Source organism: [Flexibacter] sp. ATCC 35208 (assembly GCF_001975825.1).
Classification (GTDB): domain Bacteria; phylum Bacteroidota; class Bacteroidia; order Chitinophagales; family Chitinophagaceae; genus Chitinophaga.
In genome coordinates, this window is record NZ_MTKN01000023.1 from 63,189 (window position 1) to 76,434 (window position 13,246).

At 45.8% G+C, this 13,246-nt stretch carries 6 protein-coding genes; all 6 read left to right on the plus strand.

Going from position 1 to position 13,246, the window contains the following annotated elements; translation table 11 throughout:
• The first annotated feature begins 206 nt into the window (after positions 1-206).
• From BW716_RS16160 to BW716_RS16185, 6 genes are read left to right on the plus strand one after another with little or no spacing between them, the layout of a single operon-like run.
• Positions 207-2,387, plus strand: coding sequence for a fasciclin domain-containing protein (locus BW716_RS16160; protein WP_083723833.1), 2,181 nt, complete (start codon positions 207-209; stop codon positions 2,385-2,387).
• A gap of 9 nt (positions 2,388-2,396) precedes the next feature.
• The gene (locus tag BW716_RS16165) at positions 2,397-5,672 is read left to right on the plus strand and encodes a SusC/RagA family TonB-linked outer membrane protein (RefSeq protein WP_083723831.1); all 3,276 of its coding nucleotides are present in this window, start codon (positions 2,397-2,399) and stop codon (positions 5,670-5,672) included.
• A 10-nt stretch (positions 5,673-5,682) separates the two neighbouring features.
• Positions 5,683-7,161, plus strand: coding sequence for a RagB/SusD family nutrient uptake outer membrane protein (locus tag BW716_RS16170; protein ID WP_083723829.1), 1,479 nt, complete (start codon positions 5,683-5,685; stop codon positions 7,159-7,161).
• Positions 7,158-8,789 carry a fasciclin domain-containing protein gene (locus tag BW716_RS16175; protein WP_083723827.1) on the plus strand — a complete coding sequence of 544 codons (1,632 nt, stop codon included), beginning with the start codon at positions 7,158-7,160 and terminating at the stop codon, positions 8,787-8,789. Before BW716_RS16170 ends, BW716_RS16175 begins: the two co-directional genes overlap by 4 nt.
• Before the next feature lie 14 nt (positions 8,790-8,803).
• Complete coding sequence (locus BW716_RS16180) at positions 8,804-10,201, plus strand: fasciclin domain-containing protein (protein ID WP_083723825.1); 1,398 nt, start codon at positions 8,804-8,806, stop codon at positions 10,199-10,201.
• A gap of 15 nt (positions 10,202-10,216) precedes the next feature.
• Positions 10,217-13,234 (plus strand): SusC/RagA family TonB-linked outer membrane protein, encoded by a 3,018-nt coding sequence (locus tag BW716_RS16185; protein ID WP_083723823.1) that lies wholly within the window; start codon positions 10,217-10,219, stop codon positions 13,232-13,234.
• The last annotated feature ends 12 nt before the right edge of the window (positions 13,235-13,246 follow it).

A 13,246-nucleotide genomic window follows, 5' to 3' on the forward strand; every position in this document is an offset into this window, starting at 1 on the left:
TCCATCCCCAAAAATGTCAATTATTCCATGCAATAGTACTATTCTACATTTTTTATTATCTAGCACCACTCTAACTTAGCCTTACTGATACAATAGCACATTTTCTGACTGTAATTAAGCGCCGGGGGATAAAAATTCCAGATCATCTAAATTCCAATATCGACCAAAATGTAGCATTCCACAAAATGCCCTGAAATATTGTTGTTATGAAAATACTCTTCCGAAGATCCCTGGTCTTTGGTGTGGGATTCCTTTTGCTTGCCATCACCGCCTGCAGAAAAAAGGAGTTCGATGCCTACTATGGACGTCCCGATTGGTTGGCACAACCAATATACCAGCAACTTGAAGCCCGCAAAAACTTCACCCATTTGCTTGCTACCATCGACAAAGCAGGCTACAAAGACATTCTTGGCAAAGCCGGTTACTGGACCTTTTTTGCACCTACTGATTCCGCTTTTGAAAACTACTTCAAAGCCAACGGCCTCAGTGGTGACGACGCTATCGACTCTGCCCACGCCAGAAGGATCGTAGCCTACGAGCTGGTATATAATGCGTATAGAAAAGAACAGCTGGTGGATCAACAGACAAGCGCAGGGCCGGATACCAACCAGGCCTTTAAGCGCAAAACCGCTTATTACGACTGGGTATATGCTGAAAATGGCCGGCTACTCATCGCTGCCAATAGAAATGGTACCTACGCTACCAATGATAATAATAACAAGAACATTCCTTACTTCATAGATGGATTCCTGTCGCAAAATGGACTTAGTGCTGCTGACTATAATTACTTCTATCCCGGTGCCTTTTATAGTGGCTTCAATGTAGCAGATGCAAAAGTACTGGAAGCCGATATCCCCGCTGAAAACGGCATTATCCACACCATTGATAAAGTCATCACCCCGCTGGACAACCTGGAAAGGTACCTCGCTTCAAATCCCAACTACAGTGAGTTTCGTAGTCTGTTGGAAAAGCTTGTTACCTATCAGTCCAATGCCGATATCACACATCGTAATATGGTGCTGACCGGCGATGCAGATTCTGTATTTGTAAAAGTATATAGTGCGGCCCTGGCATTCTCACCAAACAATGAGAACTACCTGGCCTCCGGCACCGATGCGCAGAAGTCAGGCTGGACGCTGGTCGTACCTACCAATGATGTGCTCATACCTTACAAAAAAAGGATCCTTGAATTCTACCAGACTTTTGAAGCAGCACCCCCTTCCGTACTCACGAACCTGCTGAATGCACACATGTGGCAGACAGCCGTATGGCCAAATAAAATGAGTCATACCACGAATAGTCAGCAGGAGGTACCCACCTTCACCCAATCGAATATTGTGGACAAAAAGGTATTAAGTAATGGGTTCTTTTATGGTATTAATGCTGTGCAGGATGCCAATGTATTCAGAACGATTTATGCCAAGGCTTTTCTCGATCCGAACTATTCACTCATGACCCGTGCACTGGATGCTGACCTGAAATATTCCATCATCAACCCCAGCATCAGTTATACCATGTTCATGATGCCGGACAATCTGTTGCGTGCCGCCGGATACGATTGGAGCTCTGAAAGAAATGACTGGTCTTACCTCGCACCCGGTAGTAGTATCCAATATGGTTCCGGTGCCATGGACAGGGTATATCGCATATTACAAACCTCCATCCTCACCACCAATAATGGTGAAATGGACGACCTCTCCGGTGAAGGTATCATGGAAGCATGGAATGGTGAATACATCAAATATAAAAACAACACCGTATGGGCCAGCGGTAATGCAGATGCCGGCACCGTATTGCATATCAACAGCATCGGCAAAGCCGCCAATGGACAAGTCTTTTACACAGATGGGCTGCTTACTTTCACTGAGAACACCATCGGTTACCACCTGGAAAAACTCGCTACCAACGATCCTGCTGGCTTCAACAGTTTCTTCCAGTACCTGAAGAATTCTACGCTGTGGACCGCCGCCACCAAGGATATCGTTGGCACAGTACCGGGTACCAGCTACACCATTTTTGTACCTGTGAACAGTGCTATTACACAGGCGGTGCAGGACGGGGTATTACCAGGTGATAAAACCACCGGCACACCTAATTATACCCCCACTACTGATGCGGATAAAGACAAGGTGGTCCAGTTTATCAACTTCCACATCCTGAACCGCAACACTGTAGTACCTGATGGTAAAAAGGAAGGCGCTTTTGAAACATTGATGAAGACCAGCGATGGCGACCTCTCTTTCATATTTATCAACAGTCAGCATCCCAATAGTATGGAGCTCAGAGATTCATACAATGATATTGCCTACCTGGATTACACACGTAGCAACAACCTCTCTGCCCGTACTGTCATCCACGCCATTACCCACTACCTCAGAGGAAAATAAAAAACTGTTATGAACAAACTGCTGTTTATCATCTGTCTTTTATACAGCGCTGCACTGTTCGCCCGCCAGGAACAGTTACCACAAAAGAAAACCATCCGTGGAAAGGTAACAGATGCCACTACCCACCTGCCGGTGATTGGCGCCTCAGTGGTAGAGCTGGACAAGGATAAGCGTACGGTAACAGGTGTAGCCACCGATATAGATGGCAATTTCGCCATTCGTGTCGCTGATTTGCAACACCAGCTCTCCGTATCTTTTATCAGCTATAAAACCATCATACAGGGCATCAATGGGCGTAATACTATCAACGTACAGCTCCAACCCAATACCCGTGATCTGAACGAATTCAATGTCGTTGCACGGCAAACGGTGAACAATGGTACTGGTATGAATATCGAAGCGCGCAACTCTACGCTGGCCACTGCCACCATTCAGGCAAAGGAACTGGAAGAACTCTCCGCTGCCTCTATCGATCAGGCTTTGCAGGGAAGGCTGCCCGGTGTGGATATCGGTACCACCTCCGGTGACCCCGGTGCAGGCATGTCTATCCGTATTCGAGGTACAGCTTCCATCAATGGATCTGCGAATCCACTGATCGTATTGGATGGAATGCCTTATGATACAGAAGTACCTTCTGATTTTAACTTTGGCAGTGCAGATGAACAAGGTTATGCACAATTGCTCAACATTGCTCCCTCTGATATCAAAGAGATCACTGTGTTGAAAGATGCTGCTGCAACGGCTGTATGGGGCTCCCGCGCGGCGAATGGTGTACTGATCATCACGACTAAAAGAGGGATGGTAGGCAGGCCTGCCATCACGTATAATTTCAAAGGTACCTTTGGTAAGCAACCCCGCAATATTCCGCTCCTGAATGGCGATCAGTATTCTACCCTCATACCTGAAGAAATTGCAAACACCAATGGGCTGCCGCTGAACATCAATGTGAATAAAGAATTTCTCTACGATCCATCCGATCCATACTGGTATTACAATTATAGTAACAATACGGATTGGGTAAAGGCCATCACCCGTATCGGCTATTCACAGGATCATAATATTTCTATGACCGGCGGTGGTGAAAAAGCCCGCTACTACGCATCCATCGGCTACTTCGACCAGAAAGGAACGACAAAAGGTACTGCATTGACAAGGATCACATCCAAAATTAACCTGGACTACAACGTATCCAACCGTATTCGTTTCCGTTCAGACATTACCTACACACATGTGGATAACCACCTGAATTATGTTCCTGACAAAGACTACCAGGTACGCGGTATCGCTTATACCAAAATGCCGAATATGGCCATCTATGAATATGATGAATATGGTAATGTGACACCGAATTACCTGTCGCCTGCTTCCAACATACAAGGTTACTATTATACTACCTACAACCCGGTGGCGATGGTAATGGAAAGCCTTTACAGACAACAAGGGGAACGCATCACACCGAAGTTCAACATCCAGTATGATATCGTCCCATCTGTGCTCACATCTACCTTCGATGTACAGTTCGATATTAACAATACAAAAGCGCAGACCTTTCTGCCACAGGTGGCTACCGGCCGCCCGGTTACTGAAACTGTGGTAAACAGGGCAGGGGATAGTGATGGGGATATCTTCGATGTCTATACAAAAACGAACCTCATTTATACTCCAAAAACGAATACGCAGAAACACCAGCTGCAGGCACTGTTATCGCTGCAAACAGAAGACAGAAGTTATGTTACGCACAATGTGCTTACCTCCAACACCGCTTCTTCCAATTTTCAGGATCCATCCAATCCCAGCCGTACGGCAAATTCTGATCTGGATCTTGAATCTACTTCAGGCAGAACAAGAAGCGTAGGATTGCTCTTACAGGGGCAGTACGGATTATTGGACAGGTACATCATCAATGCAGGTGTAAGAGGCGACGGTAACTCCCGTTTCGGTCCTGATTACCGGTATGGTTTATTCCCTTCCGTATCTGTGCGCTGGCGTACCTCTGGTGAGAAATTTATGCGGAAGTATAAGTTCATAGACGACCTCAGTTTCAGGGCATCCTACGGACAGAGTGGCGCCGCCCCTCCTGACAAAGCAGTCTGGAACTACTTTAATACCTATCAGCCTTATTCATACACTTATTTAGGCATGTCGGGAGTATACCCCTCCAATATGGAACTCACCAGCCTGAAATGGCAGACAGTCGTTGGTACAAACCTGGGCTTTAACCTGTGGGTACTGAAAAACAGGATCCGTATTGATGTGGAAGCTTACCGTAACCGTACCAGAGATATGTTCTACGAAAATCTGCAGATCCCTACCTATTCTGGTTTTTCAACGGTTGCGATGAATGTGGGTACCATGGATAACCAGGGTTGGGAAGTACTGTTAAATACCATTCCTTACCGCAGTAAGAACCTGACGATCGGCTTCGATCTGAACATTGCCCGCAATGTGAATGTTGTGCGAAAAATATCTGAGTTCTTCCCAAGAGAAAACAGCGTAGCCATCAACCAGAATGGTGTGTATAAAACGTATCTGCAAATCGGGAATCCATTTGGTTCCTACTATGGGTTCCGCTACAAAGGTGTGTACAAAGACAAAGATGCGACCATCGTAAGAGACGCCAATGGAAAAAAGATCGACGGCGCCAATGGGCAAACACTCTACATGCGTTTTAACTACCCCGGTACTGACTACGTATTCCAACCCGGCGATGCAATGTATGAAGACATCAACCATGATGGTAATATCGACAACAAAGATATCGTATACCTCGGTAATGGTATCCCCAAAATAACCGGAGGTTTTGGTCCGAATATCACCTTCAAAGGTAACCTGAAACTCACCACCTACTTCGTTTACAGGGTAGGCTACCAACTGGTGAACAGGGCGGATATGATCACCAGCAACATGTATGGTTATGACAACCAAAGTACCGTTGTCCTCAAGCGCTGGCGCAATCCGGGCGATGAAACCAACGTACCCAGGGCACTCTACAGATCAGGTTACAACTGGTTAGGTTCTGACAGGTATGTACAGGATGCATCTTTCATCAGGTTGCAATCACTGACCCTCCGGTACAACTTTACCAAAAAAGTGCTGGACAAACTGAATATACGCAACGCGAGTTTCTACTTCACTGTGGAAAACCTCGCTACCTGGACAAAGTACAAAGGCCAGAACCCTGATGTATCCATGAAGGGAGATAACGATCCATTCGCTTACCCGGTGGACAATGCACTCACGCCACCTGCCAGGAATTTCCTGATGGGTATTAGTGCCAGTTTTTAAAAATATAACTATGAAAAAATATATTCTGATAGTCGCCCTGTTGCTCACCTCATCCTGCGGTAAATGGCTGGATGTAAAACCACAGGACGGCATCATCCGCGACAACTACTGGCAAAATAAGGAGCAGCTAAAAGCCGCTGTCATAGGTTGTTATTCCTCTTTGCTCAACAATGGACTGGTGTCAGAACTCTTTGTATGGGGAGAACTACGTGCCGATATGGTCAGCAGTACACTCAATACTGCTGTAGATGAAGTAAACATCATGCAGGCGAATATCCTGGCTACAAACAGCTACACCAGCTGGTCATATGTATACAGCACTATCAATTACTGCAATACCGTGATCGACTATGCGGCCAAAGTAATGGAGACCGACAAGACACTCACACAGGCAGCGCTGGATGGTTATCTTGCCGAAGCTCATGGTCTGCGGGCACTCATGTACTTCTACCTAATGCGCACCTTTGGCGAAGTCCCCTTACAACTCAAAGCTACCGATAGTGACAATAGCCTGGATCAATTGGAAAAAAGCACACAGGACCAGGTGTATGCACAGATCGTCGCAGACCTCACCTTTGCAGAAACCCACGCACTGGAAACTTACGGTAGTACCGCACAGGATAAAGGTCGTCTTACAAAATATGGTATCTACGCACTGGAAGCCGATGTATACCTGTGGAATGAAAAGTACGATGACTGTATCGCTGTCTGTGATAAAGTGATCAACTCCGGCCGCTATGGATTGATGGATGGCAGTGTGCAATCCCAATGGTTCAACAATGTATTTTATATAGGCAACTCTGCCGAGAGCATTTTCGAATTCCAGTTTGACCAGCAGCAGCTGAATCCTTTCTATTCCATGTTTATAGTGGCTACCAATCGTTTCATCGGCTCCTCAAGAGTAATGGATGAAGTTTATGGCATAGACCTTACCGACGCGACTAAAAAAGACATTCGGGGAGATGGCGGTAGCATACGGGCAACTGATCAGATGATCTGGAAGTTTGCCGGCGCCACAGGTGGTACGACTTCCGTTGCCAGAACTGCCGCAGACTCCTGGGCACACTGGTTTGTATATCGCTATTCCGACATCCTGCTGCTCAAAGCAGAAGCACTGGCATGGGTAGAGAGAGGGCAGGAGGCACTGGACCTGGTGACCACTATCCGTACCCGGGCAGGTGCTATAGATGGTACCTCAGAATCACCTGATCCCGGTTCTGCAATAGACGTATCCAATTATATACTGAATGAAAGAGCCCGTGAGTTTGCCTTCGAAGGCAAGCGCTGGTATGACATACTGCGCCATGCAAAACGGAATAACTACGCACATCTGGAAATCATGCTCGATATGGTTGCCATGACAGCTCCCAGCAGTATGCAACAGTCGATTATCAATAAATACAAAGATGTACGAAGCCACTATTTACCCATCAACCAGTATGAGTTACAAGCTGACAAAAAACTGGTACAAAACCCGTACTATCAATGAAAGCGTTCTATATTATCTTAATTCTTTTTATTGCGGGTTGTAAAAAGTCGCCCATCGTTTCGCAAACCTCAGATGAAGTGACCATCATCGGTTACCTGGAAAACTATCCTGACCAGTTCTCCGAATTCCGGAAGATCCTCAACATCACCGGCGATGATGGATTCCTGGGGGTATACGGTACGTACACTGTCTTTGTTCCTAACAACAATGCGGTGGCATCGTTCCTGAAAAGTACAGGACATTCCACCCTGGAATCAATGGATGTGCAAAAGCTAAAGGACATCGTGAAGTTTTGTATCATACAGGATACCATCAATACTACTACTTTCTCTGATGGTAAGTTGTCAAAGCTCACCATGTTTGGGCAATACCTCATCACAGGTGCGGCAAATGTGAGTGGTGAAACCAGGATCACGGTGAACAGACAGGCGAATATTTTAAAAGCAAATATCCGTGTAAGCAATGGCATCGTTCACGTAGTGGATAATGTATTAACTCCTGCCACAGAAACATTGGCAGGCATGCTCGCCAATAATCCAAAGTACAGCATATTCACACAGGCACTCCGTGAAACGGGTTTGTATGATACCCTGAATGTGCCGGCCGGCAGTAATACAGATAGCAGTCGAAGATGGTTGACGGTGTTGGCAGAATCTGACTCTGCCATCAATGCTGCGGGCTTTGGTACTTATGCAGCGCTCAAAGCACGTTATTCACATACCGGTGATCCAACACAATTGGAAGACAGTTTGCATTTATATGTAGACTATCACATCCTGTATGGCGTAAAATACCTCGCTGACATTGTCACTTCCTCTTCGCATACTACCCTGGCGCCACTGGAAGTAGTCACCGCTAAACTCTCCGGCCAGCATGTACTGATCAATGATGATGACTTCAATGGTGTGCATGAAACAGGTGTAGAGCTTGAAAGAAATACTTCTGACAACTCTGCTACCAATGGTGTATTGCACAATTCCCTCGGCCATTTCGCTGTCAAGATCAGGAACCCGGTACCTGTCTACTGGGATGTAGCCGACTTTCCTGAAATCCGCAACCTGCCAGCTTATTTCCGCAAGCAGGCCTATGCGTATTCTCTCACGAATATGCCGGCGGACTTCGTTGTGCCCGGACCTTCTACCATGACTTATTCCGTAGGCAGCACGTATGTAAACGGCGATTTTCTAATGATACCCTTAGGTGGTCCTGGTCGCAGTACTTACATCGATATGAAAACACCGCTGTTGGTAAAAGGGAAATATAAAGTGTGGATCTGCTATCGTGTACAGAAACAATCGAATAGTTCCAACAACCTGAACCAGATCTCTATAGACGGCGAAGTGATGCAGCGTACCATGAACTTCACTACTGCCATGCCGGCTAGTACCGCAGGTGAAATGGAAGCACAGGGCTGGAAATGGTATACTGATCCTACCTCCAACAACTGGGGCGCACGACTGGTGGGGACCATTGAAATCAAAACTACTGAACGCCATACCCTCCGGTTTACAACGCTACAGGGAACACAGAACAATAACAATCTGGACATGATCCACTTTATCCCACAGGATATGGATCAGCTCTATCCACGTTTCAAAGCTGATGGTACACAGGTACCAAGGCCATGACTTTCAAATTTTGAATGATGATACGATACCTGATCATAATAGGTTTATTGCTGGGCATATCCTGCCGCAAGGAGAAATGGAATGACCGGAACAAGCCAGCTACCACCCAAAACCTGTTGCAAACCATACAGGCCAATACTGAACTTAGTCAGTTCTATACATACCTTGCCAAGACGGGCTATGATCAGGTACTGGCTTCTTCTAAAACCTTCACGGTATGGGCCCCGGTCAATAGTGCATGGGCAGCAGTAGATCCTGCCTTGTTGAATGATACGGCGCTACTACGCTTACTCATCGCTAATCATATCAGCACCCTATCTTATACTGGTACTGCCGATGAACAAAGGATCGCTACCCTGAATGGTAAGAAGATCGCATTTACAGCCGGTAGTGTAGAAGGTATCAAAGTGAGCGAAGCCGATCAATATACTGCCAATGGTGTATTGCAGGTAATTGATGCCGCTATCATTCCTAAGCAAAATGCCTGGGAATACCTGAATAGCACCAGCTATCAGCAAAAGACGTTTCTGCAATCCCTGGCATACATCGGCATAGACACAGCGACTGCCGAACAGATCGGCGTTAATCCTACTACCGGTGCACCTATCTATAAGCCCGGCACCGGCGAAGTAGCGCTAAATCATTTCCTTGAAAGCGTAAATATCAATAACGAAGATTCTCTGCTCACCTATGTAATCTTAGCAGATGATGTTTATAAAGACGAGCAACAAAGATTAACCAAATACTTTACAGACAGTACAGAAGCCGTTACGGATACTACTACCCAGTGGAATGTGATCAAAGATCTTGTATTCAATGGTGTGTACGACAAAGAACATTTACCCGCAACCCTCTATAGTATTCGCGATAGTGTACAGTTTCATATTAATGCCAGTGACATCATCAGCTCGCAGAAGGTAAGCAATGGCATCGTGTATATAGTTAATCATATCGACTATGATCTGTCTACTAAGATCAAACCTGTCATCATTGAAGGAGAATACTACAGTGGAGTAAAAGATGCAACAAAGACCATCGCCATTCGTACACGTGTCAATTCCAATACCGGCAATATATTCAGGGATGTGTACATGTACAATTATGGTGTGGCTTCCTACTGGCTGAATTACAGGGCACGATTAAATTCAGTGGCATACCAGGTGTATTGGATATCTGTCAATGATGTGCAGACAGGCACGTATCCTATGCGGGTGGCTTTTGACGATCCGGGTGTCATAACTATACCATATACCACGGTTCCGGTTCTTAATTACAATGAACAATACGTAGGGAACTATACCAATGTTCGCTATGGTGTGCACAATGTATATCTCGTGGGCAATTCGGTCACGACCAATGGTAGCAACACGATTCTGCTGGATTATATCAAACTGGTACCTATTCTGAACTGATCATCTCAATCTATTATGAAGGCATTTATTTACATAACGCTGGCGGTTTTATTGGGGTTTCATGCAAAGGCGCAGGATACAGTAGTGGTAACAGGACTGATCAAAGAAGCAGCTACTGGCACGACAATACCCGGTATCAATATTAGTATACCAGGATTCTCTGCTGCCATCACTAATGAAAAAGGAGAGTTCCGCATCAAAGCACCTGATTACCGCACCGCCCTTACTGTATCCGGACCCGGCTACCAAACGAAGATCATCACCCTGAATGGCAGGCATGCAGTCACCGCGAGTCTGCATGAAGAAACATTCAATTCTATCTACGACCGCAAGCAGACCACAGATCCTGCTACCACTCTCAATACAACCGACAACTGGCAGCAGATCACTACCTCCCCTGAAAACTATTTACAGGGCAAAGTACCGGGGGGACAGGTCATCAGGCGTAGCGGTACACCCGGTATGGGCGCTGATTTATTTATGAGGGGATATACCTCTCTCTATGCGACTAACAGACCATTGGTAGTCGTGGATGGCATGATCTACGATACCAATGAATACGGTGGCTCCTTAATAAACGGCTATGTGAATAACCCACTGGCAGATATCGATATCAAGGATATAGACAACATCACCGTCATGAGAGACGGTACCAGTACATATGGTACCAAAGGCGCTAACGGTGTGATCCTCATCACTACCTCACATGCAAAGGAACTAGCTACCCGCATCGATTTCGGTGTGATGGGCGGATTTAATACACCACCTGCGCAGCTGCCTGTAATGGAATCAGGTGATTACCGTTTATATCTCTCTGACCTGTTACAAAGTAGTGGAAAGACCCCTGCGGAAATAGCTGCATTACCTTACATGAATGACAATCCTAATCCGGATTATTATCGCTATCACAATAATACAAACTGGCAGAAAGAAGTCACGAACCAAAGTTTCAATCAACAGTATTTTCTGAAGGTAGCCGGTGGCGATGATATTGCCACTTATGGGTTATCACTGGGATACCTTAAACAAAGCGGTACCATCCGTCGTACAGATCTGGGCCGCTACCAAACCCGTTTTAATGCGGACCTGAACCTGTCTGCAAAACTCAAGGCGGCTATCAATCTCGCATTTACCAGCAATACGCAGAAAGACAAAGATCAGGGTATTTCGCCTAAGACAAACCCATTATACCTCGCGCTCATCAAAGCACCTTTCCTCCACCGTCAGGCCATTAGTGATGAAGGCATTGCTTCGCCCAGTCTCGCTGATTATGACATCTTTGGCGTTTCCAATCCTGCTTCCATCATCGACAAGATGCAGGATATTAACAAAAACTATCGCTTCTTTGGTAGCATCCGGTTCAACTACCATGTTACAAAAAATATCAGCATCAATACCATCACAGGTGTCACTTTTGATAAAGTAAGAGAGACCTTCTTTATTCCTGAAGCTGGTGTTAAACCTGATACACTGTCAAACGCTGTCGCATACAATCGCTCAGGTAGCAATGTAGAAAGATATTATAGCCTATACAACGATACCCGTATCACCTACGATAAGCAATTCACCAGATACCATCATCTCAATACAGGTTTGGGTGTACGCTATAGCAATAATAACAGTGAATCAGATTACGGCTTAGGTTATAACTCTGCCACTGATGAATTTGTCAGCGTGGGGATGGGACAAAACCAACTGAGAAAAGTAAGTGGTACAATTGGCAAATGGAACTGGCTGAATACTTACTTCAATGCTGATTACTCCTATAGAGATAAATACTTCCTGCGCTTCAACCTGGCCGTAGATGGCTCTTCAAGATATACCTTTACCCGCAATCAATACGCCGTGATGCCCGGTTTATCTGCCGCCTGGCTCATTGTCTCAGATCAGCACAATATCGATGCGCTCAAACTCAGAGCCGGTATCAGCAGAACAGGCAATGATGACATCGGCAATTATACCTCCCGGCAATATTACATTTCTCAGAACCTCTTAGGCTTACAGGGATTAGTACGCGCTAATATCGCCAACCCTTACCTGAAATGGGAAACGGTCACAAAATACAATGCCGCGCTGGATGGTGCCTTCTATAACGAAAGACTAAGTTTCAGTCTTGATATCTTTCAGCATCGTACCTCAGATATGCTGACCATAGAACCTGTGGCCGCTGCCACCGGATTCGATCATGTGATCACCAACAACAGCGAAATGGAAACACATGGTATAGAAGTATCACTATTTGGCCGTGTAATAGATCATATCCTGAAGTGGGATGTAGGTCTCACGCTATCTACCTATAAGAATAAAATTACCAAAATACCCGGCAATCAATTGCTCACAACCTACGGAGATGCCACCATCCTCACAGCTGTAGGTCATGCCGCCAATCTGTTTTACGGCTATAAAACCAACGGCATCTACAAAACTAATGAAGAAGCCAATAAAGCAGGTATGGGTGCTCAGGGAGGAGATATTCGCTTTGTAGATACGAATGGCGATCACAAGATCGATGAGAATGACAGACAGATGATTGGTGATCCCAATCCCGATTTTACCGGTGCTTTCACGAACCATGTAAGCTGGCGGCGCTGGGCGCTGGATGCCATCTTTACCTTCAGTCATGGCAATGATATCTACAACCACACCCGTGCAAACCTGGAATCTATGAGCAATTACAACAACCAAACCTTAGCAGTACGCAACCGCTGGAAACAGGATGGCCAGGAAACGAATGTCCCCCGTGCTGCATGGGGTGATCCTAATGGCAACGCACGTTTCTCCGATCGCTGGATAGAAAAAGGTGAATACATCCGCCTGCAACAACTGAGCCTCTGTTATGAACTTACACTGAAGCATGGCGCCATGAAATATGTACGCATCTCTGCCACTGCCAATAACTTATTTACCCTGACTAATTACCTGGGCTTTGATCCTGAGTTCAGCAGTGGCAATAGCGTGTTCACACATGGTATCGACGACGGCTTATTTCCTCAATACAGAACGGTACAACTAGGTATCAGGATGGGCTTATAAAATTAACAAGAA